Annotated in this window: 22 protein-coding genes and 17 tRNA genes; 22 read left to right on the forward strand and 17 right to left on the reverse strand. The window is 44.3% G+C overall.

Going from position 1 to position 23,265, the window contains the following annotated elements; all coding sequences use genetic code 11:
• The first annotated feature begins 136 nt into the window (after nucleotides 1-136).
• The 16 genes from AACQ79_RS05965 (at nucleotide 137) to AACQ79_RS06040 (ending at nucleotide 2,122) form a co-directional block, all read left to right on the forward strand.
• A tRNA-Met gene (locus tag AACQ79_RS05965) sits at nucleotides 137-213 on the forward strand.
• A 40-nt stretch (nucleotides 214-253) separates the two neighbouring features.
• Nucleotides 254-338: transfer RNA gene (locus AACQ79_RS05970), tRNA-Leu, on the forward strand.
• 25 nt (nucleotides 339-363) lie between these two features.
• A tRNA-Gln gene (locus AACQ79_RS05975) sits at nucleotides 364-438 on the forward strand.
• An 81-nt stretch (nucleotides 439-519) separates the two neighbouring features.
• Nucleotides 520-604: transfer RNA gene (locus tag AACQ79_RS05980), tRNA-Leu, on the forward strand.
• A gap of 25 nt (nucleotides 605-629) precedes the next feature.
• A tRNA-Gln gene (locus AACQ79_RS05985) sits at nucleotides 630-704 on the forward strand.
• Nucleotides 705-782: 78 nt separating this feature from the next.
• A tRNA-Met gene (locus AACQ79_RS05990) sits at nucleotides 783-859 on the forward strand.
• A gap of 45 nt (nucleotides 860-904) precedes the next feature.
• A tRNA-Leu gene (locus tag AACQ79_RS05995) sits at nucleotides 905-989 on the forward strand.
• Between the two features lie 19 nt (nucleotides 990-1,008).
• Nucleotides 1,009-1,093: transfer RNA gene (locus AACQ79_RS06000), tRNA-Leu, on the forward strand.
• A gap of 24 nt (nucleotides 1,094-1,117) precedes the next feature.
• Nucleotides 1,118-1,192: transfer RNA gene (locus tag AACQ79_RS06005), tRNA-Gln, on the forward strand.
• A gap of 81 nt (nucleotides 1,193-1,273) precedes the next feature.
• Nucleotides 1,274-1,358: transfer RNA gene (locus AACQ79_RS06010), tRNA-Leu, on the forward strand.
• A gap of 25 nt (nucleotides 1,359-1,383) precedes the next feature.
• Nucleotides 1,384-1,458, forward strand: a tRNA-Gln gene (locus AACQ79_RS06015).
• Nucleotides 1,459-1,539: 81 nt separating this feature from the next.
• A tRNA-Leu gene (locus AACQ79_RS06020) sits at nucleotides 1,540-1,624 on the forward strand.
• Nucleotides 1,625-1,649: 25 nt separating this feature from the next.
• Nucleotides 1,650-1,724: transfer RNA gene (locus AACQ79_RS06025), tRNA-Gln, on the forward strand.
• Nucleotides 1,725-1,804: 80 nt separating this feature from the next.
• A tRNA-Leu gene (locus AACQ79_RS06030) sits at nucleotides 1,805-1,889 on the forward strand.
• Nucleotides 1,890-1,908: 19 nt separating this feature from the next.
• Nucleotides 1,909-1,985, forward strand: a tRNA-Met gene (locus AACQ79_RS06035).
• Nucleotides 1,986-2,037: 52 nt separating this feature from the next.
• Nucleotides 2,038-2,122, forward strand: a tRNA-Leu gene (locus AACQ79_RS06040).
• 172 nt (nucleotides 2,123-2,294) lie between these two features.
• Here AACQ79_RS06040 and AACQ79_RS06045 read toward each other — a convergent pair.
• From AACQ79_RS06045 to AACQ79_RS06115, 15 genes are all read right to left on the reverse strand, one after another.
• Nucleotides 2,295-3,428, reverse strand: coding sequence for a flagellin (locus AACQ79_RS06045; protein WP_026029038.1), 1,134 nt, complete (start codon nucleotides 3,426-3,428; stop codon nucleotides 2,295-2,297).
• 506 nt (nucleotides 3,429-3,934) lie between these two features.
• Complete coding sequence (locus AACQ79_RS06050) at nucleotides 3,935-5,074, reverse strand: flagellin (protein ID WP_017047296.1); 1,140 nt, start codon at nucleotides 5,072-5,074, stop codon at nucleotides 3,935-3,937.
• Nucleotides 5,075-5,469: 395 nt separating this feature from the next.
• Nucleotides 5,470-6,663 carry a flagellar hook-associated protein FlgL gene (flgL, locus tag AACQ79_RS06055; RefSeq protein WP_013856259.1) on the reverse strand — a complete coding sequence of 398 codons (1,194 nt, stop codon included), beginning with the start codon at nucleotides 6,661-6,663 and terminating at the stop codon, nucleotides 5,470-5,472.
• Between the two features lie 10 nt (nucleotides 6,664-6,673).
• A complete protein-coding gene (gene flgK, locus AACQ79_RS06060) occupies nucleotides 6,674-8,548 on the reverse strand; it encodes a flagellar hook-associated protein FlgK (protein WP_017045945.1) in 1,875 nt (624 codons plus the stop codon).
• 142 nt (nucleotides 8,549-8,690) lie between these two features.
• Nucleotides 8,691-9,614, reverse strand: a complete 924-nt coding sequence (flgJ, locus tag AACQ79_RS06065; RefSeq protein WP_013856257.1) for a flagellar assembly peptidoglycan hydrolase FlgJ — start codon at nucleotides 9,612-9,614, stop codon at nucleotides 8,691-8,693.
• 9 nt (nucleotides 9,615-9,623) lie between these two features.
• Nucleotides 9,624-10,715: a flagellar basal body P-ring protein FlgI gene (locus AACQ79_RS06070; protein WP_094145416.1), complete on the reverse strand. Its 1,092-nt coding sequence runs from the start codon at nucleotides 10,713-10,715 to the stop codon at nucleotides 9,624-9,626.
• A gap of 47 nt (nucleotides 10,716-10,762) precedes the next feature.
• Nucleotides 10,763-11,542, reverse strand: a complete 780-nt coding sequence (flgH, locus tag AACQ79_RS06075; RefSeq protein ID WP_013856255.1) for a flagellar basal body L-ring protein FlgH — start codon at nucleotides 11,540-11,542, stop codon at nucleotides 10,763-10,765.
• Nucleotides 11,543-11,565: 23 nt separating this feature from the next.
• Nucleotides 11,566-12,354, reverse strand: a complete 789-nt coding sequence (gene flgG, locus AACQ79_RS06080) for a flagellar basal-body rod protein FlgG (protein ID WP_010319379.1) — start codon at nucleotides 12,352-12,354, stop codon at nucleotides 11,566-11,568.
• A gap of 21 nt (nucleotides 12,355-12,375) precedes the next feature.
• Complete coding sequence (gene flgF, locus AACQ79_RS06085) at nucleotides 12,376-13,125, reverse strand: flagellar basal-body rod protein FlgF (RefSeq protein ID WP_026027903.1); 750 nt, start codon at nucleotides 13,123-13,125, stop codon at nucleotides 12,376-12,378.
• A gap of 198 nt (nucleotides 13,126-13,323) precedes the next feature.
• Nucleotides 13,324-14,628: a flagellar hook protein FlgE gene (gene flgE, locus AACQ79_RS06090; protein WP_088732774.1), complete on the reverse strand. Its 1,305-nt coding sequence runs from the start codon at nucleotides 14,626-14,628 to the stop codon at nucleotides 13,324-13,326.
• 43 nt (nucleotides 14,629-14,671) lie between these two features.
• Complete coding sequence (gene flgD / locus AACQ79_RS06095; RefSeq protein WP_013856252.1) at nucleotides 14,672-15,379, reverse strand: flagellar hook assembly protein FlgD; 708 nt, start codon at nucleotides 15,377-15,379, stop codon at nucleotides 14,672-14,674.
• Nucleotides 15,380-15,395: 16 nt separating this feature from the next.
• Nucleotides 15,396-15,812, reverse strand: a complete 417-nt coding sequence (gene flgC, locus AACQ79_RS06100; protein ID WP_010319383.1) for a flagellar basal body rod protein FlgC — start codon at nucleotides 15,810-15,812, stop codon at nucleotides 15,396-15,398.
• Nucleotides 15,813-15,816: 4 nt separating this feature from the next.
• Nucleotides 15,817-16,212 carry a flagellar basal body rod protein FlgB gene (gene flgB, locus AACQ79_RS06105; protein WP_013856251.1) on the reverse strand — a complete coding sequence of 132 codons (396 nt, stop codon included), beginning with the start codon at nucleotides 16,210-16,212 and terminating at the stop codon, nucleotides 15,817-15,819.
• Nucleotides 16,213-16,459: 247 nt separating this feature from the next.
• The gene (locus AACQ79_RS06110) at nucleotides 16,460-17,287 is read right to left on the reverse strand and encodes a protein-glutamate O-methyltransferase (RefSeq protein WP_013856250.1); all 828 of its coding nucleotides are present in this window, start codon (nucleotides 17,285-17,287) and stop codon (nucleotides 16,460-16,462) included.
• 10 nt (nucleotides 17,288-17,297) lie between these two features.
• Nucleotides 17,298-18,224, reverse strand: coding sequence for a chemotaxis protein CheV (locus AACQ79_RS06115; RefSeq protein ID WP_013856249.1), 927 nt, complete (start codon nucleotides 18,222-18,224; stop codon nucleotides 17,298-17,300).
• 77 nt (nucleotides 18,225-18,301) lie between these two features.
• Between AACQ79_RS06115 and flgA the strand changes: the two genes are divergently transcribed.
• From flgA to AACQ79_RS06130, 3 genes are all read left to right on the forward strand, one after another.
• The gene (flgA, locus tag AACQ79_RS06120; protein WP_013856248.1) at nucleotides 18,302-19,048 is read left to right on the forward strand and encodes a flagellar basal body P-ring formation chaperone FlgA; all 747 of its coding nucleotides are present in this window, start codon (nucleotides 18,302-18,304) and stop codon (nucleotides 19,046-19,048) included.
• A 128-nt stretch (nucleotides 19,049-19,176) separates the two neighbouring features.
• Complete coding sequence (gene flgM, locus AACQ79_RS06125) at nucleotides 19,177-19,497, forward strand: flagellar biosynthesis anti-sigma factor FlgM (RefSeq protein WP_013856247.1); 321 nt, start codon at nucleotides 19,177-19,179, stop codon at nucleotides 19,495-19,497.
• A 31-nt stretch (nucleotides 19,498-19,528) separates the two neighbouring features.
• Entirely contained in the window at nucleotides 19,529-19,954 is a 426-nt protein-coding gene (locus AACQ79_RS06130; RefSeq protein ID WP_094132030.1) for a flagella synthesis protein FlgN, read from the forward strand.
• Between the two features lie 98 nt (nucleotides 19,955-20,052).
• Here the strand turns inward: AACQ79_RS06130 and flgP are convergent, their stop codons facing one another.
• Both flgP and AACQ79_RS06140 read right to left on the reverse strand, forming a co-directional pair.
• A complete protein-coding gene (flgP, locus tag AACQ79_RS06135; protein ID WP_017043110.1) occupies nucleotides 20,053-20,484 on the reverse strand; it encodes a flagellar assembly lipoprotein FlgP in 432 nt (143 codons plus the stop codon).
• A gap of 9 nt (nucleotides 20,485-20,493) precedes the next feature.
• Nucleotides 20,494-21,129, reverse strand: coding sequence for a FlgO family outer membrane protein (locus AACQ79_RS06140; RefSeq protein WP_013856244.1), 636 nt, complete (start codon nucleotides 21,127-21,129; stop codon nucleotides 20,494-20,496).
• 161 nt (nucleotides 21,130-21,290) lie between these two features.
• Here AACQ79_RS06140 and AACQ79_RS06145 point away from each other — a divergent pair, with 161 nt between their 5' ends.
• The 3 genes from AACQ79_RS06145 to AACQ79_RS06155 all read left to right on the forward strand — a co-directional run bounded on the left by AACQ79_RS06145 (nucleotide 21,291) and on the right by AACQ79_RS06155 (nucleotide 23,228).
• Complete coding sequence (locus tag AACQ79_RS06145) at nucleotides 21,291-22,424, forward strand: flagellar assembly protein FlgT (protein WP_170898766.1); 1,134 nt, start codon at nucleotides 21,291-21,293, stop codon at nucleotides 22,422-22,424.
• A 54-nt stretch (nucleotides 22,425-22,478) separates the two neighbouring features.
• A tRNA-Arg gene (locus AACQ79_RS06150) sits at nucleotides 22,479-22,555 on the forward strand.
• 166 nt (nucleotides 22,556-22,721) lie between these two features.
• Nucleotides 22,722-23,228: a Fe3+-citrate ABC transporter substrate-binding protein gene (locus tag AACQ79_RS06155; RefSeq protein WP_029189872.1), complete on the forward strand. Its 507-nt coding sequence runs from the start codon at nucleotides 22,722-22,724 to the stop codon at nucleotides 23,226-23,228.
• Nucleotides 23,229-23,265 lie beyond the last annotated feature (37 nt).

Below are 23,265 nucleotides of genomic sequence, written 5' to 3' on the forward strand. Positions count from 1 at the left end.
GTCTCTTTGTTCAAAAAAAGTTCGAACGGTTGGTTTCAAAGAATTTATTCAAAAAAACTATTGACGCTCTAGAGCCATATCCGCATAATGCGCTCCGTTCTCGACATTAAGGCAAACTTAAAGAGAGAATAAAAATGGCTACGTAGCTCAGTTGGTTAGAGCACATCACTCATAATGATGGGGTCACAGGTTCGAATCCCGTCGTAGCCACCATTTCCTAAGTGTTTTTCTTATAAAAATATTTAGGAAAGTTGCGGAAATGGCGAAATTGGTAGACGCACCAGATTTAGGTTCTGGCGCCGCAAGGTGTGAGAGTTCAAGTCTCTCTTTCCGCACCATTATTTAGATGAGCAATCATCTTGTAGGGCTATCGCCAAGCGGTAAGGCAGCGGCTTTTGATGCCGCCATCCCCTGGTTCGAATCCAGGTAGCCCTGCCAATATTGAGATGACTAGCGAATAAACTGGTCATAACAACGATTCAATGAATACCAATATTCACTGAATCTACAGGTTAAGTTGCGGAAGTGGCGAAATTGGTAGACGCACCAGATTTAGGTTCTGGCGCCGCAAGGTGTGAGAGTTCAAGTCTCTCCTTCCGCACCATTATTTAGATGAGCAATCATCTTGTAGGGCTATCGCCAAGCGGTAAGGCAGCGGCTTTTGATGCCGCCATCCCCTGGTTCGAATCCAGGTAGCCCTGCCATTATTCAAATGGGTCAGTGTTTAAAAAACCATTGGCACATGAGTGTGGATTGTATTATATTGTCTCGCTCAAAAAGATGGCTACGTAGCTCAGCTGGTTAGAGCACATCACTCATAATGATGGGGTCACAGGTTCAAATCCCGTCGTAGCCACCATAATTTAGTTGTTAGCGAAAGTTGGCAACACATAGATATCGAGCTGCGGAAGTGGCGAAATTGGTAGACGCACCAGATTTAGGTTCTGGCGCCGTAAGGTGTGAGAGTTCAAGTCTCTCCTTCCGCACCATCTCGATAACTAAAAATTTGCGGAAATGGCGAAATTGGTAGACGCACCAGATTTAGGTTCTGGCGCCGCAAGGTGTGAGAGTTCAAGTCTCTCTTTCCGCACCATATTTAGATGAGCAATCATCCTGTAGGGCTATCGCCAAGCGGTAAGGCAGCGGCTTTTGATGCCGCCATTCCCTGGTTCGAATCCAGGTAGCCCTGCCATATTTCATATGGCTAGCGATAAGCTACCCATAACAACGATAAATTGAGTAACCAATCCTCAGTTTATCTACAGCATAAGTTGCGGAAGTGGCGAAATTGGTAGACGCACCAGATTTAGGTTCTGGCGCCGTAAGGTGTGAGAGTTCAAGTCTCTCCTTCCGCACCATTATTTAGATGAGCAATCATCTTGTAGGGCTATCGCCAAGCGGTAAGGCAGCGGCTTTTGATGCCGCCATCCCCTGGTTCGAATCCAGGTAGCCCTGCCATATTTCATATGGTTAGCGATAAGCTACCCATAACAACGATAAATTGAGTAACCAATCCTCGTTTTATCTACAGCATAAGTTGCGGAAGTGGCGAAATTGGTAGACGCACCAGATTTAGGTTCTGGCGCCGTAAGGTGTGAGAGTTCAAGTCTCTCCTTCCGCACCATTATTTAGATGAGCAATCATCTTGTAGGGCTATCGCCAAGCGGTAAGGCAGCGGCTTTTGATGCCGCCATCCCCTGGTTCGAATCCAGGTAGCCCTGCCATTATTTGTAGGGTTAGCGATAAGCTGACCGTAAAAAGATAAGCTGAATTAATAACATTCGGTTTATTTAAAGAATACGCTGCGGAAATGGCGAAATTGGTAGACGCACCAGATTTAGGTTCTGGCGCCGCAAGGTGTGAGAGTTCAAGTCTCTCTTTCCGCACCATGATTTAAGATTGTCAAATGGCTACGTAGCTCAGTTGGTTAGAGCACATCACTCATAATGATGGGGTCACAGGTTCGAATCCCGTCGTAGCCACCATTTATAACGATAGTTTGAATAACCAATGTTCAATCTATCTACAGTACAAGTTGCGGAAGTGGCGAAATTGGTAGACGCACCAGATTTAGGTTCTGGCGCCGCAAGGTGTGAGAGTTCAAGTCTCTCCTTCTGCACCATCAATTCAAACCCAGCTTAGGCTGGGTTTTGTTTTATTAGCCTCATAACAATATATCCTTTCCTCCCGTTTTAACCGTTGATTCATTTTTCAGATCCATTCTTTGATCACGTGAAAAGTGAGGCATAAAAAAATCCAGCCGAAGCTGGATTTTTAATTTAAAAGTTAACGACTTAACCAAGCAAACCAAGAGCAGCATTAGGCGCTTGTTTAGCTTGTGCCAACACTGAGCTTGATGCTTGAGAAAGGATCTGCGATTTAGTCAAGGCAGTGGTTTCTTTCGCAAAATCAGTGTCTTTGATTCGGCTCTTAGAAGCATTTACGTTTTCGTTGATGTTATCTAAGTTGTTAATCGCATGGTTGAAACGGTTTTGGAATGCACCCAGTTGAGCACGATGGCTGTCTACAAATTGCAGTGCCGCATCAACAATGGCAACTGATTCTTGCGAACCACCTACAGAGGTGACATCAATGGTATCGACTGTCACATCTTTTGCCGCTTGGAAACTCAGTTCACCCGCTAAGCTGCCACCAAAGGTTGCTACGCCATCAATACGATTGCTATCAGTAAAGATTTGCAGTTTGCCTTCATCGTCAACAGAAGCTTTTAACATGTCGGTTTGACCATTGATGTAAGTGGCCAACTCTTCGATGTCATCGCCATCTTTTGCACTTAGGTTGATGGTTTGCTCGCCAGTACGTTTGTCAGTCAACGTAATGGTAAGGTCATTAGCACCTGCTTTAACGGTCCAATCTTTATCTTGTCCATTTGCCGCTTGGTAACTCTTACCGCCCATCATTGCGTTGTCGCTGCGCATATTATTTAGGCTTAGCATGACCGCTTCACCGTTATCCGCACCGATTTGGAATGATTTCGTCTCAAAAGTACCATTGAGCAACTTATTACCACCAAACGATGTAGTTTCAGCAATACGGTTGAGTTCGTCATTCAGCGCGGTGATCTCTTCTTGAATCGCTACGCGGTCGGCTTTCGAGTTCGAACCATTTGACGATTGTAGAGATAAGTCACGCATACGTTGCAAAATATTGGTGGTTTCGTTCATTGCACCTTCAGCTGTCTGCGCAATTGAAATGCCATCATTTGCGTTGCGCACGGCAACATCTAAGCCTCTGCTTTGAACGTTCAAACGGTTAGAGATTTGCAAACCTGCTGCGTCATCTTTTGCGTTATTAATTTTGAAGCCTGATGATAAACGTTCCATTGATAACTGTTGCGCATTGCTAGCACTGTTTAGGTAGCGTTGTGCTGTCATAGCTGAAACGTTAGTGTTTACATTAACCGCCATAGTGGTTCTCCTATTGATTTTCCGACTTAGCGTCATAGACAAACGGTTTCCGACGTCTCGGAAAACCAAGTAGTTCTCTCAAAGTACTATTATTAGCGACTGCGGTTAGGAATCCTTTAACGGGAAAACGACGATTTCGTAAAAAATAACCAATATCGATTAAAAGTGGGATAAACGCTGCAAAACTGGCTGAAATGCAAAAATAGCATTAAAGATTTGACGTGATTGGTCGGCTTCACGGGCGATTGAAGAGCATTGATAAGAGCAAGAAGTTATAGATAAAGAAAAGCCCCTTTTCCTTTGAGAGAACCGGGGCTAGTTGGTAGCCAGAGCCAATGTGGAGATCAGAGAAATGAACACATTACCGACTGACCGGGGCGTATGATTATCTATGACTATAAAGCAGGGTACATCTTGAGAGAGCTTTATATTCGGCCATAATCATACTTTGCCAAGGATTCCTTCACCTAACCCACGTCTGAGCTGTTGGATGAAGGGTCCTAACATTACTGCAATAGTGACATTGCAGAATTTGGCAACTGTTTTGCTTGAGCGAGAATCGAGGTACCCGCTTGTTGCAGAATCTGTGCTTTCGTCATTTGCGTGGTTTCTTTCGCAAAATCTGTATCTTTAATTCGACTGTTGGATGCTTCAACATTCTCTTGGATATTGGCCAAGTTGTTGATGCTATGGCTTAAACGGTTTTGCTTCGCACCGAGCTCTGCTCGTTGTGAATCCACATATCTCAACGCAGCATCCAGAACGCCCACTGCATTTTGAGAGCCACCAACTGAGGTGATATCAATATCTTGAACCGTCGTCTTAACGCCCGGTCCGCCGTTTAGGCCAAGTTCGGTTGCCAAACCACCAGAGATGGCAAGGTCACCTTGTAAATTCGGTTCTGCGGCAAAAATTTGCAGTTTACCGTCTTGATCAACCGATGCTTTAAGCTTATCGGTTTGACCATTAATGTAAGTCGCTAGCTCTTCAATATCATCGCCATCTTTGGCTAACACATCGAGAGTAACAAGCTCACCTGCCTGGGTGGTGAATTCAAATTTCAAATCACGCGCGCCCGCTGGCACTCCCCAATCCTTGTCCTTTCCTTGCTCTGCAAGGAACGATTGGCCGCCCATACGGAAGTCATCAGCACGTATGCTGGTAAGCCCCATAATGATCGCCTCACCTGAGCTCGCACCAATCTGGAACGATGCTTCACCGAACGAACCGTTGAGCAGTTTACGTCCACCGAATGAGGTCGTTTCTGCAATACGGTTTAACTCATCTTGCAAGGCGGTCGACTCTTCATTCAAAGCTTGTCGCTCTGACGCCGAGTTGGTGCCGTTTGCTGATTGAAGAGCAAGATCACGCATACGTTGCAAGATACTGGTCGACTCATTCATTGCCCCTTCCGCAGTCTGAGCAATCGAAATACCGTCGTTGGCATTACGCATTGCCACATCTAGGCCACGAGACTGAGCGGTTAAGCGGTTTGAAATTTGTAAGCCTGCCGCATCATCTTTAGCGCTGTTGATTTTATTACCTGATGATAAACGTTCCATCGAGGTATTTAATTCACCCGTCGCTTTATTAAGGTAACGCTGAGCAGTCATTGCTGAGACGTTAGTATTTACTGTAATGGTCATAGTTTGCTCTCCTAGTGAGTTCGCAAGCTTTTTGCGAAGCGGCCAGCTTTACTCTCATTTGGAAGCACTGACCGTGAACTTGCTAAATCCGCTATTTGCCGATTTAAAAACTTGTTGTATCAACTCTGATATAGACAATTCAATTAGTATGCCAACTTTTAAAACATCTGATATTAAAATTAATATTCTTTGTTTTTTAATCACTTAGAAGAAATTCATTCATTCTATCTTTGTGAGTGAGCATCCAGTTTTTTCTCGTTAGCAACAGAGTTGCCACTTTCGTTTGCCGCTCTATTGCCTCTTTATCTCTCGATAATAGATGAGCAATTTCCAGGCCAATTTTTCAACACATTCCACTCTTCGCGCATATGGCTTAGCACATAAGGCATTGAAGATTAGATATAGTTGAAAAGGGTCAAATCTTTCGTTTTACCAAAAGCCAGTTGTGAAGCCTGCAACGCACGTGAATTCTCATTAAATTCAATCACCGCTTCTGCGTAATCGAGATCTTCAAAGTTACTTTTTGATTTCGCTAAACTGATTTTGAAATCTTCATGCTGTTCTTGTTGAATATCTAAAGTGCTCAAGCGTGCACCGACATCAGTACGCACTTTATTGAGATGAATAAAGGCGGCATGAAACTCTTCCGTAATTTGATGCAGTTTCGCTGTCGTCGACGCATCCGATACGGAGCCCTGCGAGAGCTCAATTGCGTCTTTATAGCTATCAAATAAGGTAAAGGTTGAACGCGGCTCTAGGCTTAACACATCACCTTTCGAGATTTGCCCTTTTACGTGCACCGTCAGATCTTGATATCGAATGCCTTTTTGTGGATCAAACTCATCGGCCTGTACCACGCTGCCATCTTTCTCTAATTGGTAACCATATTTGCCGTTAGCCATATCAACAAACGTCACGGTATAGCGTGATGTATCATTCGAGTCTAAATTGGTTGCGCGCTCGAGCAGTAACTCTGAACCTTCGTTTAATTGATAGTTTGGTTCGTAGTTACCAAACGGGTTATCAATCTCCATAAACACTTTATTACCCGGATTATTGAACGGGATCTCTAAGCTGTTGGAGATACGCATTTTGCGCTGATAATCATCGCCGGAATAAGTCACGTTACTGGCATTATCTCTAAAGAAAGGCTGATTCTTCGGCTTGGTGCCGGCAAACATGTAGTTACCGGACTCATCTTGCGTATTTGCTAGTTCAATTAAGTTGTTGAACATCTCTTGCAGCTCACGCGCTTTCGCTTCTCTATCTTCTGGAGAGAATGAACCGTTAATCATTTCCATAACAGTACGCTTTGCCTCATCGGTCGAGCTTTCCGCATTGGCAATGATTACTTCTTGATGCTCTAAGCGGTTTCGAACCAGCACGATTGCATCAAGATATTGGCGTAATTGCTCTTCTTGCTGCCCTACTTTTTGGATGTAATGAGTGGCTAATGGGCTATCACTGGCCGAAAGCAACTTCTTACCTGACGCTAGCTGCGCTTGGTTATGATGGATCTTTGATTCTTGACGGCGCATATCGTTTTGCACCGATTGATAGTTATGGAAGCTCGATATTCTGGTTAACATTTATCGCCTCCTATCTCAGCTGCAAAATCGTGTTGAAAGTATCATTAGCCACCTGCATGATGCGTGAGGAAGCCATATAAGCTTGTTGGAACTTCATCATGTTCGCGGCTTCCTCATCAAGGTTGACTCCGGAAATGGACGCAATGCGCTCCTGCGCTGACTCTTTTTCAAGCCTGGCCACGTCACTTAAGCGTGACGCGGTGGCCAGCTGCAAACCAAAATCAGTATTGAGATCGTGATAAACCCCGAGCACGGTCGTTTCACCGTCGTTGAGTTTTTTCTCCGTTTGAATTTGCTGCATCTTACGTAAATTGCCGTTATCACCTTCTGAGGGGACAAGGTTTGCCGTAAATTTATCATTGGGTAGCGCGCCAGCCGTCAATTCAAACGTTGTACCAAGCACAGTAATCGAATTCGATGGTGGGTAGGCCTGTGGTTCTAGCAGCACGTTGCCTTTGGTATCCGTGACCGCAAATTGATCGCCCGTTGGTGAGATCACCACTTCAAATTCACGCAACCCACCTGCCGATAAAATATTAAATTTTGCCTGCCCTTGGGCAAAAGTGGTGGAGGCTTCATAACTTTGTGCGGCAATGGCTGTCGGATCGTTGGTCGCCATTTTCATAATAGCGGCACCATTACGCGTTGGACGCAGCAATATGCGCTCCCCTGCTTGAGGGGCGTTGCGAATCTCAACTCGCATTCCATCTAAAAATAAACTGCTGCCAACGACCGGAACGTTAACCCGCTCGCCCGTTGGCTTTAATACGGTATAATTGCTGCCGTTGTACTGTAGGGAGTATTCACCACTTTTCAACGCTGAAGTATCTTCGATATAGACCGCCATATCGGCTTTTGAATTGCCAGCGATGATCGCTCGCGAGCGGGCATTGACTTCAGAGTTCACATCCGTAAACAACGCTCTTCCCACATTGCCACGTAAGTCCAAGCCTTGTGATTGCAACTTGTTAACTTCATAAGAGAAAGATGTTGCCATGCGGCCAAGTTCATCCATTAGGTAAGGAATGTGCTTATCTCGCATCGTAAACAGCGCACTTAACTTACCGCCAATATCCTCAGTGGTAATGGTCTTGATCCCTTTGCCTTCAATCATGGCCAAGCGGCGCTGACTCACATCAGGATAACCATCAACCATCTTCATTTGGCTGGCTTCTGTACCTGAGACGAGCGTGTGCCCGCTCCCGATATGGATGTTAAACCCTTCAGCATTTTTACGTGGCGTCACGGTGACCTTGGTGTATTCAGACAACTCAGCCACCAATTTTTCATGCTGGTCCATTAAGTCATTGTGAGGACCAGGAGTGCGCATCATTAAGCGTTGTAAATCTCGCAGCTCAAGCGCCAATTGGTTAATACGCTCAACGGCAACATCTAGCCCTTTGTTGGTCGCATCAGATTGGCGGCGAATATTTTCGTGAAAATCATTCATGTTTTGAGTGATCAGATCCGCTTTCTCAAGTACAACTTTACGCGCACCTACATCATTCGGGCTGTCGGCGAGGGTTTTAATCGCATCAAACCATTCGTTTAAGTTTTCAGGGATTTTTTTCGAGGCCACTGACGACAATAACTTTGAAAGCATGTCTAAATTTTCTTCGTCGTCACGCTTAAAAGAAAAGCTGGTGGTAGATAGGTTTAATTCATTAACGGCAAATTGATCCCATGAGCGGCGAACTTTTTCCACATGTACGCCCATACCGTAGGTTTCACCACCGTATTGGCGAGGCGTATTGGTCCCTTGGATCACAGACTGACGGCTGTAACCTTCTGTATTAACATTAGAAATGTTATGACCTGTGGTGCTGAGTTGTCTCTGAGCGGTAAGTACACTTTGGGTACCTAGATTCAGAAGATCCGACGCCATACTGCCCCCGAAAACCTAATCAAATCAGTGGTTACTGAATATCTAAGTTAGTAATTGCAATATGTATGCCAAAGGAGTTTCAAAGAAGAGATTAGACAAAATAAAGGAAAGATAAAAGCCAGCAAGGCTGGCTTTAGAGGGGTTATTCCATTGCTTCAATTTGAGATTTTACTCTCAGCACTTTTTCAGCATAGTACGGGTCCGTCGCGTAACCAGCAGCGTGCAGGCCACGAATGAAAGACTCATCGCTGCCATTATGGTTCAGCGCCACGGTGTAGCGCGGATTGTCATTGAGAAAACGAACATAGTCATTAAAACTGTCTTGATAATTCCCATAAGAACGGAACGCCGCTTTTTCCATCACGGGTGTATTATCATGATATTCAAGAGTTTGCGTCGCCACTTTCTCACCTAACCAACTTTTATCCGCTTTGATGTTGAATAAGTTATTACTGCTACCACGAGCATTTTGAACAACTTTTTGTCCCCATCCGGTTTCTAATGCCGCTTGAGCAAGTAGCAGTGAAGAGTCAACACCTAATGCCCGCGCTGCTTTTTCAGCATAAGGTTTCATTGAAGCCACAAACGCTTGCGGCGAATCAAATCGACTCGATTCGACCTTGCTAGGTTCGATCGTCTCTTGCGTTGAGAGGCGGCGGTTGTTACTGCGTTCTATACGGCGCATGGCTTCTTGGAAACCATCTTGCGTCGGGTCGGTTATTGCTGGATCGTTTTTCGAGGTGCCGTTAGCCTGACTGAGCTGCGCCACAATCATATCGGCAAGCCCTAAAGAACCGGAGGCACTGAGCTCGCTCGACATTTGTTCATCAAGCATTTGTCGATAGAAATCTTCGTTTTGGCTGTTGAACATCTCAGATTTAAAATCGGCATTGGCGTCGCGCATCGATTTGAACAACATTGAGGTAAAAATCGCTTCAAACTGTTTGGCTGCGGCCTTGAGCGCCGCTGACTCGCCTTCTTTATCACCGGTTTTAGCTTGCTGACGTAGCTTATCTAAGCTAGCAATATCATGAATAAAGCCAATATCATTGGGATTATTAATCATCTTCCTCTCCTAGATAATGATCAGTTGGCCTTCAATCGCGCCTGCTTGTTTCAATGCTTGCAGAATCGCCATCAGATCTGAAGGGGCTGCGCCCACTTCGTTGACCGCGCGCACTAAATCATCCAAGGTCAAACCCGGTTCAAATTTAAACATTTTACCTTGTGCTTCAGACACTTCTATTTGGCTATTAGGCACCACAGCTGTCTGACCACCCGCTAACGCATTGGGCTGACTGACATTCAAATTCTCTTTAATGGCAACAGTCATACCACCGTGCGTCACCGCAGCAGGTTTTAAGCGCACATGCTGGCCGACAACAATGGTTCCCGTTCGAGAATTAACAATGATTTTGGCTGAGCCATCCGCTGGATCAAACTCAACATTTTCGATTGCAGAAAGAAACGCGACGCGCTGCCCAACATCTCGTGGTGCACGGATACGTACTGACGTTGCATCAACCGCGGTCGCCATCTCTGGGCCTAAGAAGTTATTCACTGCATCTGCCATACGTTGCGCCGTGGTGAAGTCAGATTCAAGCAAATTGAAGGTAATAAAATCGCCACGGCTAAAAGGTGTTGGTACTTCGCGTTCCACCATAGCACCGCCTGAAATCAGACCAACCGTTGGGTTATTGCCGACAATTTTAGAACCATCAGCACCGGTGGCACTAAAACCACTGACCACTAAATTACCTTGGGCCACGGCGTAAATTTGACCATCCAACCCCTTAAGGAAGGTTTGCATTAGAGTGCCGCCACGTAAACTTTTAGCAGAGCCGATCGAAGAAACGGTGACATCGACATTTTGACCTTGCTTGGAAAACGCCGGCAATTCGGCCGTGACAATCACGGCGGCAACGTTCTTTGTTTTCGGTTTAGTGCCCGGCGGCAATTGAATGCCGAAATTTTGCAACATGGCGTTAAAACTTTGGTCGGTGAACGGTGTCGATTCACCCGTTCCCGGTAGCCCAGTGACTAGACCATAACCCACTAATTGGTTACTCCGCACGCCCGCAACTTGAGAGACATCTTTGATACGGGCCGCTTGTGCATGGGTTGCGATGAGCAACAGACTTAAAACAAGCAGGGTGAATTTTTTCATGGTCTAGTACCTTAATTTCTACGTTTCTTTACGCCAGAACTCCGGCGTTACAGAGAGACATTAAAGAATCGTGCCAAGAATCCAGGTTCTTGCATATCTTGATTGGTGCCTGTGCCTGAATATTGGATGCGTGCATTAGAAATACGAGTAGAAGCAATGGTGTTGTCAAAGTCGATATCATCGGGACGAATGGTACCGCTTAAGCGAATGTATTCATCGCCAGTGTTCAGTGTGAGCCATTTTTCACCACGGATGACTAAGTTGCCGTTGGCCAGTACTTCAATCACTTCAACCGTGATCGAACCAGAAATACTGTTACTTTGGTTGGCTGCAGAACTGCCATTGAACTTGTTGTCATTTTTCAACGCATAAGAGAAATTGTAATCACCCACAGTGAGATCTTTACCGCCGACAGCGAGTGGGTCCATAGACGCATCATTGGATTTGGATAGATCCGCATCAGCACTCTTGGCCGCTTTAGTACTTTCATCAAGATTGACGGTAATAATATCGCCAATGCCACGCGGTTTTGAATCATCATAAAGACTGTTCATTTGTGCCAAATTAAACAGTGAACCAGTTTCCGCGGCATAATGTTCCGGTTTCTGTTTTGGATGAATGGGAGCCCAAGCAGGATCACCGGCTACGGGATCGGAACGCTTACGCATTGAGTCCAGTAAACCAGAACCTTCTTCTGCAGACTTATCCCCTTCAACCGCGTCCACCACGGTTGTACCTTGAACCACTTCAGGAGTATCGACCGGTGGCGGCATTAACGAGCAACCAGACAAAGCAGTAACAAATACAAGACTCAATAGACGTTTCATCGCAGCATTCTCTTAGTTAATGATTAGAGTTGTTGGTTCACAAAACTCATCATCTTATCGACTGCTGAGATGACTTTTGAGTTCATTTCGTAAACGCGTTGCGCTTCAATCATGTTGACCAACTCTTCTGTGACGTTCACGTTAGAGGTTTCAAGCATGGATTGACGAACATCACCGAGGCCGTCAAGCCCTGGCACCCCTTCTTGTGGATCACCACTAGCACCGGTCGGTAGATACAAGTTTTGACCAATCGGCTCTAGACCGCCTGGGTTGATAAAATCAACCGTGGTAATTTGTCCAACCACTTGGTTATTTTGCTGGCCACGAAGCCTAACTGACACTTCACCATCATTACCGACAGTAATAGAGATTGCATCAGGTGGAATAACAATTTCCGGCTCTAAATTATATCCAGCACCGGACGTCACAATCGCCCCTTCGTCGTTGAGGGTAAATTGACCATTTCGGCTATAAGCGATATTGCCATCTGGCATCAGGATTTGGAAAAAGCCGTCACCTTCAATCATCATATCGAGGCTATTGGTCGTGGTTTGTACGTTGCCGTGGGTATGCACTTTTTGTGTTGCCACGACTTTAGAACCCGCACCAAGCATCAAACCGCTTGGCAGTTTGGTATTTTGCGAAGATTGACCGCCCGGTTGATTAATATTTTGATAAAACAGATCTTCAAATACCGCACGACCCTTTTTAAAACCAATAGTCGAGGCGTTCGCTAGGTTGTTTGAGATAGTGGCAATATTGGTTTGTTGGGCATCAAGCCCGGTTTTACTTACCCATAATGCAGGTTGCATAGTAATCTCCTTTAACGCTTATCAGCTCATACGAAGTAATGAGTCGGACGATTTGTCCATCTCTTCTGCGGTGCTCATCATTTTGACTTGCATTTCAAATTGACGTTGTAGCTCAATCAAGCTAGTCATCTCACCCACCGCATTGACATTACTGCCTTCCAGCGCACCTTTTAATAGCTTTACGCTAGCATCTGCTTCGAATGCTGCATTAGGATCTTTAGCACGAAATAAACCATTCGTATCTTTGTATAGGGATTGATTATTGGGTCGAACCAGTTTAATTCGGCCTACCACTTCCATCGCATCGGCTGGAGCGCCTTGCGGACGAACGGAAATAGTACCGTCATTACCGATTTCTACTTTACTCAATGGAATAGGTAGAGTGATTGGCGCGCCCGTTCCATCTAGCACTAGATGGCCGCTACCATTTATGAGCATGCCATTTTGGTCAATGCTTAGGTTGCCACTGCGGGTTAACCCCTCTTTGCCGGTTTTATCCATCATGGAAATCCAACCGTCACCTTGAATGGTGATATCGAGATCGCGCCCTGTGGTAATGACACTGCCTTGCGCAAAATTATGTCCCGGACGTTCTGTCATGCTAAACACGCGGCTCGGTAACCCTTCGCCATAAGCTTGCATTGAGCGAGCTTGCGCCAAATCAGCACGGAACCCCGTGGTACTGACGTTTGCTAAATTGTTCGCTCTTAATTGCATGGCTTGCATGTTTTGCTTTGCGCCACTCATGGCGAGAAACAGTGCGCGATCCATAATCTGCTCCAATAATCATCGTTCGATCATTAAAAGCAATTGACGTGCCAACTTATATTTAAATTAAAAATCAATAAGTTAAATGTAATTGCACAAAAAATAGGGAGGATATAACGAAGATTGCCGCGAACAGATGGCAACAATACCAAGCTAACATTGCCGCTAACTTGGTATTGCCATTGGATGACGTTAAAAGAATTAACGGATCTGCAGTATGTTTTGTTGTAGCTGGTTGTGAACTTCAAGCGCACGCGAGTTCGCTTGGAAGTTACGCTGAGCAGAGATAAGATCCACCAGCTCTTGAGTCATATCAATGTTGGATTGTTCAATAACACCATTGCTGATGGTACCAAATGAGCCTTTGTTTGATTCACCCCAAATTTTATCACCTGAGAATTGAGTCGAATCCCACTGCGTACCGCCTTTTTTATCTAAGCCCTGTTCATTGGCTACGCGGACAAGCCCCACACGTCCTAGAATGGTATTTTGACCATTTGAGTAAGTGGCTAGCACACTGCCATTTTCATCGAAATCGATCTTCGTCAAAAAGCCCGTGGTTGCGCCATCTTGTACAAATTTAGTCAACTCAAATGGAGCGGCAAATTGCGTAGCCGAATCGAGACTGAACGACAATGTTTGGTTGGCATCAGCACCGTTGAGTTCAACTGGGTTTGCCCCCAAACCTAAAGGCTCGGTTACAATTTGCTGACCATTATTCATGCTGGCTAGCGTACCATCATTATTAAACTTCATGGTATGCCCAATATGACCCGTCGGCGTAGTAGCATCACCACCAACTACATTGATTGGTTTTTCACCAGTTTTATCCGTCACGGTGTAATAGGTTTGCCATGTGTTAGCTTGCGTCTGATCTTTGAGGTAATAGGATGTCAACTTATAAGGCTGACCCATCGAATCGTAGACTGTCGATGAGGTGGTACGGTTGTACGTCTCAGGATCAGTAATATCAAACAAGGTTGGGTCTTTTAACTTGCCATTAGCTGGCAAGTTCGCGCCAAGTTCAACATTGGCTGTTTGTTTAGGTTTACCAAACTGAGCAGGAATATTGATAGGTTTTGGCTCATACGAAAGAACATCACCAGTATCAGGGTTAACATCATAGCCAAGCAAAAACTCGTCATTTGACGTTACCATGTAATCATTTTTATCGAGGTGGAAAGCACCATTTCTGGTCAACTCATTTTGTTGAGGCGTCAGCTTATCTTTCGCAACCGCAAAGAACCCCGTTCCCGCAACGCGCAAGTCCATCGGGTTATTAGTATAAATACTGGAACCTTCGTGAAATTGTTGTGCCACTTTGTTCGCCTGAACACCTTGACCAGGAGTCGTTTTGGAGTTGGTAAACAATGAGGTTGAGTAAACATCACCAAACTCAGCACGCGACTCTTTAAAACCAAAGGTATTCGCGTTAGCAATGTTGTTACTGGTGGTGTTCAGATCTAACTGAGCTGCGGATAAACCGCTTAATGATATATACGACATTCCAAAATCTCCTATCTAGCTAGCATATCTACTCTATAAAGAGTTACGCTTTGCCAACTTCTAGTACTTCAGCAAGTTTAACTGGCGATGTAAATCCAGCCAGATTGAGCAGTACGTTACCATCACCTTTACCCAGCAGAACGCTATTGACGTTTGCGTAAGTCGATACCGCAAACTCCTTGCTTTCTCCATCGAGCAAACCCGAAGCTTTCACTTGGTATTTGCCGCCCGGCAATGGATTACCGTTTTGATCGTTACCGTCCCATTCAACGCGATTATCACCGGCTGATTTAGCCCCGACATCAAAGGTACGAACCAATTGTCCAGCTTCATTCTCTATTCGGACAAACAAGTTCTCTAAACTTTGAGGAAGTTTGACCATCGCAGCCATCCCAGCACCCTCTTTTTTGATCCCTGCCGCTCCAGGTACTAACACATCACGGCCAACCAGTGATGAAGCCTGTAGAGCTTGGTTGGATGTCATCGACGAGTTGAGACTCTCAAACTGAGTGTTCATTTTGCCGATACCATCAACTGTGGCAAATGACGCCATTTGGGCGATCATCTGGTCATTACTGACCGGTTTAAAAGGATCTTGCTGAGCCAGTTGTTTGGTGAGTAACGATAGGAAGTCTTCTTGTTTAAGATCTTGCTTCCCCGTTGTCTCTTCTGTTTTCTTTTGGTCTTGAAGACTTTTCAGCTGGTCAATATAAGACAAGCCGCTTTGACCAATGTTATTTATTCCGGCCATACGCTACCTCCTTATCCTATTGACCCATCTGCAGCGTGCGCAGCAGCATTTGTTTACTTGCATCAGCCACCTGCACGTTCGTTTGATAAGAACGAGAAGCCGAAATCATGTTAGCCATCTCTTCCATCACATTGACATTAGGCTTGTAAATATAGCCTTCATCGTTGGCAAGTGGGTGATCTGGGTTATATTCTGCGTTAAGCGGTTTATCGCTTTCAACAATACCTAATACTTTTACAGGTACATTATGATCACGGTTATAACGCGCTTTACTTAACTCTGCACCAAACACCGCGTGACGCGCTTTGTAAGTATCTTTCGCCGAACTACTCACACTATCCGCATTGGCTAAGTTACTTGAGGTCGTATTTAGACGAACAGATTCAGCACTCATTGCAGAACCAGTCACATTGAACACATTAAATAAGCTCATCTACTTATTCCCCTTTGATTGCTTTCGTTAAGTTCTTGAATTTACTTCCTAAGAAGTCCAGTGAGGCTTGGTGTCTGATCTGGTTTTGCATAAACAAGTTACGCTCTAAATCTACGTCCACCGTGTTGCCATCACCCGTATCAGGTTGAGTCGGAATTCGATAGAGACTCTCGCCAGTTACTTTCGTGGAGGCAGATATATGCCGACCATCCGTACGGCTAAGACCAATGCTTGCCCCTGAACTTGCCGCCTGCAATGCTTTTTGAAAGTCCATTCCTTTTGCTTTAAAGCCCGGTGTGTTCGCCTGTGCAATATTGGTGGAAATCACCTCAGCATTGCGCTCACGTACACCAACCGTGTGTTGGTGAATACCTAATGCGTTATCAAAAGAAATAGCCATGTTTGCCTCTACACTAAAAACTGACTGTTACTACTCATATTAAAAGCAATTAACGTACCAACTTAAAAAACGAACCGTGTTTACAACAATTTTATCTAAATAAGAATCCGTCGAAATGTAAGCAAAATATACGCCGCTTTATCCACTTGTCGCCCACAACTTCAGTAAATCTCACCAATCAAAACGAAATTAAGGGAAAGAAAAAGCCCAGCAAAAGCTGGGCAAGTAACTCAACGTAAGAATGTGGCTATTTGAGTTTATAAATGATGCCAGGGTTACAACGAACCATTTCAAACTTATCGGTCAATCCTGTCAGTGACTCCGATGCGCCGAGCAATAAGTAGCCACCGGGGTTTAAGCTACTAGCCATTTGATTTAATACTTTCGACTTCATATCAGGTGAGAAATAAATCAAAACGTTACGACAGAAAATAATATCGAATTTACCCAATAAGGCATAGCTCTCCATTAAGTTCTGAGGACGGAAGTTAACTAAACGCTTAACGTTATCTTTGATTTTCATTCGGCCATCACCAGCATCCTCAAAAAAGATTTTACGACGCTCCGGTGATAACCCTCTGCCAAGTGCTAAATTGTCATAAATCCCCGCTTTACACATATCCAGCATGCTGGCAGAAATATCCGTCGCGGTGATGGCTACGCTCGGCAACATACCCGGCTTGCGCTGTTGAGTTTCCAGCACCGTCATCGCCATTGAGTAAGGCTCTTGACCTGAAGAGCTTGCCGCTGACCAAATTTTTATAGGGCGTTTATTTGCAGCGACCTCGGGTAATAGACGTTCCGCTAAAACGGTGAATGGGTAAGCATCACGGAACCACAGTGTTTCGTTGGTGGTCATGGCATCGACCGCTGCAACTCGTAGCTCACGGTTTCGCCCCGTAACCACATCACGTAACAAGTCAGAAAGAGAGGTTAACTTGAATTTAGCAACCAGTGGACTTAAGCGACTTCTCACTAAGTACTGTTTGCTATCTCCAAGTACAATCCCGCACTGAGATTCCAAAAAACGGCTGAAATCGCGATATTCTTGATCGCTTATAGTTATAGCAGTCATTAATTTCTCTTTAGTTAACTAGTGCAGCTTTCACCGCATTCCCAAGCTCATCAGGGTTGAATTTAGCAATGAATGAGTTTGCACCCACTCGCTCAACCATGGCTTGGTTAAAAACGCCGCTCAGTGAAGAGTGAAGAATAACGTATAGATCTTTCAAATCTGAATTTCTACGTATCTCTGCTGTTAATGTATAGCCGTCCATTTCAGGCATTTCAATATCAGAGATCACTAAAGATATTTGATTGTAAATTGGCCCTTCTGCTGCCATCTCGATCAATTTTTCATACGCCTCTTTACCATCTTTAACAGCAACGACTTCAAAACCTATCGATTCTACTGCTCTTTGAACCTGTTTACGCGCAACGGTTGAGTCATCGGCAATTAAAATTCGACGGATGATCTCTTTTTCTGTTTCTACTTGGGCGATCGATTCACCAATAGATGAATCCATTGTCTCATTAACCGGAGAAATCTCTGCCAAAATTTTCTCTACATCGAGAATTTCTACCAATTCGTTATCAATATTGGTGACTGCGGTTAAGTAGTTATCTTTGCCTGAGCCATCTGGTGGAGGAAGAATGGCTTCCCAGTGCATGTTGACAATTCGATCCACCGAGCTGACCAAGAAAGCTTGGATAGATCGGTTGAATTCAGCAATGACCACAAAACACTTATCAAGGTCCGCGGTGGGACGTCCGCCCACGGCCAAACTCAAATCAATGACAGAAACGGTTTGACCACGAATATGAGCAACACCTTTGACTAGGCGATGTAAATTGGGCATCAAAGTTAACTTCGGGCACTGGAGTACCTCTTTAACTTTAAATACGTTGATACCATAACGTTGCCGTCCCATTAGACGAAACGTTAAGAGTTCTAATCGGTTTTGACCAACGAGTTGCGTACGCTGATTCACAGAATCAAGAATACCCGTCATAAGCTCATCTCCATCTCAAACTTTTATGCAAAAAAGTGGTAGTCTACTACAGGCTATGAAGAAACCAGAGAAACAGAATGATGCATACAAAAATATGTTTACATCTACTTTCCATAACTAAGTGTAGAGCTTTCTATAGAAATTTTTATCTCTCTATCGGCTTTTTATTGTTTTTCTTTAATTTTTCTCTTCATTCTGCCACTTTGCCGCAAGTTGAAGCCATTCAACAAGCTGCGGAACAACATGTTTTAGAAACAATTGAGTGGCCTCCCAGCGGGGAGTTAAACGTAAAAGCGGCAAATGTTGATGACCGAATTTATGCCACCGACTGCCCCACACCGTTATCGACCTCTTCCTCATCCAGTAATGGTTCTGCAAGTAATATCACAGTTCTGGTTGAATGCATTGAAGATAACTGGAAAATTTATGTTCCTGTAAGACTGACCATTTCACTGCCACTTGTCACCGTTGCCGTACCCATTTCTCGTGGGCAGCAAATTACGCAGCAAGATGTCTTGATTACAATGGTAGACTTACACCGCTTTAGACGACAAGGTTTTTCCGATATAAATCGTATCGTCGGAGCTAAAGTGAAAAAAAACATGCGTATTGGCGATGTCGTTGAGCAAGATGATATATGCGTCGTATGTCGTAATGAAAACGTTATGATTCAAGCAGTCAAGCAGGGAATGATCATCACAACCAAAGGAACCGCTTTAAGTGATGGTATTTTTGGTGAGCAGATAAAAGTGAAAAATGATAAATCAAACCGTATAATAGATGCACAAGTAACCGGTATTGGCGAAGTCACGGTTCAATTTTAACGCTTTCATTACACTTCTAAATGTGTTTACGTTGTTAAGAAAGTGAAACAGAAAAAAAAGCTAAAGTAATCACAAGCACCGTCGATATTGACTGTACAGGTTTCCATTATTATTAATAAGGCTCACATATGGCAGGTATTGATAACATACGTTCGGGGCAAACATTAACGACGACAAATCGTAGTAATGCTCGTACTGAATCGAATGCATCTCCATCGACATCCGGCTCGGTCACTCGTTCACCTCAAAATCAAGATGCGGTATCACTTAGTACCCAAGGTAAGGCCATTGGTGAAATGCACAACCAAATGGTATCTCAGCCAAGTTTTGATAGTGCCAAAGTCGCTGCAATTAAAGATGCGATAGCCAATGGCTCATATAGAGTCGACCCAGAAAAGTTGGCTGATAATATGATTAAATTTGAAAAAGAGTTGGGTGGTTTTAACTAGCCCTACTTTTGACTAATTAAGGCAACATACAATGGCTGTATTAAAAGACTTAGTCGATTTCCAATTGAAAAATGCACTAGAACTCTCTTCGCTACTTGAACAAGAAAAGTTAGCAATTACGGGCCGTTCATCAAGTGAAATCGAAGCTATTGCCAAACAAAAGATGACCTTAGTTGGACAACTTCAACAAACTGACCTCCGAATTGCGAAACATCCTCATGTCGTGAGCCTGGCTGAAGATGTACTCCTGTCGCAAATCGTTGATCAAATTCGTTCCATTGTTCACGATTGCCAGCAAGCAAACCTTGTTAATGGTGAAGCGCTACAACGTGCACAACTCAGTTTTAATAAACTCAATAATTTGATGCAGCAAAGCCACGGAAAAATTGGCATGACGTATAACGCTGGTGGGCAAACCCACACTGTGTCCACTTTAGGGACCAATATTAAAGCGTAACCAACATGCAGCTGAGTGACTAAATTTTTTAAGCTGAAACGAATTAAACAGAAAAGCGGCAAACTTTGCCGCTTTTTCGATCTGGAGAGAAGGAAGATTTAGAAGAGTGTTTGTTGACGTTTTTCTGGTACTTGCTGAACTTCGCCGTAGTCACGCAGTTTATCCATCTTACGGATATCGAGACGTAACTCAGTAACATAACTGTCACCCACCTTATAACTGCGGACCACTTCTGCTCCGCGGATAACACCATCAACCGCTCCCGACGTCAGCTCTGTGCCCAATCGCTGATCTTGTAGTTCAGCACGACCACTCACTCGCATTCCATAGACTTGCTCTGCCAGTTCGCGATAAGCATCGATTTTAGAGGCACGCATTGCACGGACTTGCTTTTCATCCACACTACGCCCAGTTTGCTCACTGATATTGGCATAACCTACCGCCGTCAACCATTCATCAGCGCGCATGGTTTGTAATGGCTGGCAACCCACCATCATGATAGTCACTAGAAGTAATAGCCATTTTTTCATTGGTTTCTCCTATGGGCGCAAGATAACAGTATACGGCTGCTTAATCGTAGGGTCAGAGCGAATTAACACACCATCTTGTGTACGGATACTGTTGAGCGTATCAAGATCACGACCAATACGATCAGCAGGTAAAAAGCCTTGTGCGGTAGCAACCACAACACGAGACTGCATTCCCACAACACGAGCATTGACTAATACACCGCCTTCTTGACGAAGCATTGTCCCTGTCAGTATGTATTGGATTTCTTGCTCTTGAGCGAGGTCTTTCCAGTCACGACTGAAAGCAAAATCACCTTGCTGCGTTACCTGAATCGAGCCTGTGGTTTTGAAATCAACCACTTTAAATCCTCGACGCTGAAACTGATGGATAAATCCTTCAGAAACCGAGTTACCCAACCAGTTAGTCGCATCCATACTTTGCAGGTCCACAAACGATGTTACAGCAATAGGAGTGCGAGCAGAAACACTAGTATTGGACACCATCAAATCTTCTGTCATGCTTTCAACAAAGAAGTCCAACGTGTGACGTGGGCTCTCCATTAGCATAAACTGTGAACCATTGTATGGCTCTTTACCGTTATAAATCGGGGCGTAGGCACAAGCAGTTAACAAAACTGCTGGCACTATCGAAAGCCATTTTTTCATTCTCTTATCTCCAGATATACTGAGGCAATCTTGATTCCAAACTTCAGATTAAAAAACTTGGAACACTCTTTGCTTTTCAAAACTTGTTACACTTTCAAAACGCACTGCCTACATCAGCTAAGATTTTAAAAGCAAAATTTATACCCAACTGGTAAATAACAATGAAAAAAATTATTTCTGTTTTATTTTCAATATGTTACACAATTACCTTTTCTCAAGCCGTTAATGCTGCTTGGTATGAAGTGACCGGATCGTCAGCCATTGTTTCCTCAGAGGAAGTCGCTCGCCTCAATGCATTGGAAGATGCCATCTATAAGGCGGTAAACTTTGCCGGGGCAGACATCGGTAGTATCAGTAACTTACGACCACTGCTGGAATCAGACCGTAAAGAGTACCAGTTTACTAACCATGAAGTACGCTATGTGTTAGTTGAAGAGAATAAAACACGTCGGGGAGTGATGTATGTTAAAGCTCGAATTGATATTTATCCTTCGGCAACAGGTTGCCACGTTAGCCAATATAAGAAAACGTTTTTAGTGGGCAACATTGATCTTGCATCGCCACAACAGGCGGTTATGGGGCAAATTTACAGTGTGGGAGATGATTTTGCACAGGTACTCAACCGTCAACTCGATCAAGAATCTCGCAGTTTTGTGTCGGTTGGCACCACAGATTATGCAATTGAAAAACAGCACCCAGGACGCTTAACCATGATTGCAGAGGACACGGGGGCGCAGTACATTTTGGGGGGAACCATCACCGATTTAACTGCCACGATAGAGCAAAAATTACTCGCCGATGATGTGATTAACCGTCAATTTGCTATGCAAATCCAAGTTTTTGATGGCAAAACAGGCCAAGAAGTCATGACTAGACATTATAGAGAAGTCGCTAAATGGCCCTTCGCCAAAACCAGTCAGATAGATACTAGTAGTGCTCGTTTTTGGGCTTCAACCTTTGGCAGCATGATGCTGCGTGTCAGCCGAAATATCATGCTTGATCTTGAATCCGAACTTTCATGTAAAATAACACTCCCCGAAGTGGTTGCTAAATATGGTAACACCATCACGATGGATTTAGGACGTGTGCATGGCGTTAAAACCGGTGACCAATTGCAGTTGTGGCATACAGGTTCATTCATTGATCAGAAAGGGCTACCACGAAATAAAGTGACTCAAAGTGATATTACCCTTACGGTTACTCGCGTCTATGAAAACGAAGCGGAGCTGAGTGTTGATCAAGAAAATCTCGCCTCCAGCATACAAATTGGCGATGTTATGCACAAACAGCTTTAATTTTCGTTTTAACTAGTTAACTTCACAAAATTATTGAGTAAACTATCCCACCTTGCTCCCGTAGCTCAGTAGGATAGAGCGGCCCCCTCCTAAGGGGCAGGCCACAGGTTCGACTCCTGTCGGGAGCGCCATTTTGATAAAGCCTCAACCCCCAACCGGTGTTGAGGCTTTTTTCTTATGACGAAAAACTGACCTAATATTGATTTGAGCCACTATGATTCATATACAGTGCTTACTGTAAGTTCTATGTCAAATAATCTAGAATTAGTATTAACAGATTTATCGATAGAAAAAATGATGAAAAAGAGCAATCTAATCACGAATACTGGTCACCGCTTTATCTCTAAAGCAAAGACCGCCTATAAAATTCATATCCATACGCCGGATGATACGGTGCTGCACCGTTCTGTCGGCTATATCCGTATTGGTGAGAAAAAAGGGCTTAAAAAGGCGATAAAGCTGCGTAATGAATTAGGTTCAGAGATGTGGGGCAAACATTGGCGTCGTCTGCTCAAAGATCCCTATTTGATGACTCGCCTACCACACAGTTTAGAACCTAAAATCATATACAAACCCAGACCAACGCTCGATAACCCGGAAGCTCGGGATCCTTGTTATATCGCGGCTTGGAGACACTATGATGAAAAAGGTAACTGTATATTTCAAAGCGTCGTTTGTTCGATCAACAAACATGGCAAGCTTGCCGCTTATACCAAGACGAAAAAGGCGCTATTAGAGGCTTATAAAGAAGACTTGGATATTCTTGTCTACATGGGCCGATTGAATAGTATTGATTTGAAATAACGTGGCGTGATACCGGAGCGGTTAGAGGCTCAAATCC

The organism is Vibrio sp. 3-2(1), from assembly GCF_963887575.1.
Taxonomy (GTDB): domain Bacteria; phylum Pseudomonadota; class Gammaproteobacteria; order Enterobacterales; family Vibrionaceae; genus Vibrio; species Vibrio anguillarum.